This is a genomic window from Paenibacillus sp. OT2-17, from assembly GCF_009827695.1.
Classification (GTDB): domain Bacteria; phylum Bacillota; class Bacilli; order Paenibacillales; family Paenibacillaceae; genus Paenibacillus; species Paenibacillus polymyxa_B.
Window position 1 is genome coordinate 1 of the sequence record NZ_WUDQ01001001.1, and the last position, 695, is coordinate 695.

2 protein-coding genes are annotated in these 695 nt (G+C 46.0%); both read left to right on the top strand.

The window, feature by feature from the left end; genetic code table 11:
• A partial coding sequence (locus GRP75_RS28710; protein WP_369127593.1) for a thioesterase II family protein occupies positions 1-256 on the top strand: 256 nt, incomplete at its 5' end.
• 19 nt (positions 257-275) lie between these two features.
• Positions 276-695: TIM barrel protein (locus GRP75_RS28715; protein WP_160791085.1), on the top strand; the 420-nt coding region annotated here is incomplete at its 3' end.

Here is a 695-nt window from a genome sequence, read left to right on the forward strand (position 1 = left end):
CAAAGCTGTCGAGTTGTATAGGTACATGGCTAAAGCCGCACCTTTACATTGTCCTATCACCGCTTTGACGGGAATGACCGATAACACGGTGACCTTACAAGATGCGGAGGCATGGGCACACCATACGGAACAGCAATTTCGTATGTTTACCTTTCAGGGAGGACACTTTTTTATTCATGATGAAGTGGAACGGATTACGCACATCATCAATGAGACCTTGGAGCAGAGTACGGTAACAAGTAGCATACAACAATAAAAATAAGAGGTGATTTTTAGTGACAGTAGGTGTATTGGCACATTTGTTTGGCATGTTGCCTTATCGTGAATTGGCTGCAAAGGTAGGCGCAGCGGGCTTTACTCATGTTCAGCTGGCTCCGTGGAGAGCGATCAGTGATGTGGATTTTAATAAACCGGGTAAGTTCAATCCGGGATTGGCACTGTCTATCGCAGAAGAATTTCGTAAGCATGGTGTATCCATATCGGTGCTCGGGTGCTATTTACATTTTTTTATACAGGATGAGGAATTGCTGCGTGAAAATGTAGAGCGCTTCAAAGAGCTGATCCGATATGCGGGTCTGTTAGGAGCACCAATGGTTGCAGCCGAAGTCGGACGTAATGAGGATGGTACCGCCTATACGGAACGTGACTGGAGAGTTGTAAGGGAAGTAGTGCGTGAATTAGCAGATGAAGCGGAG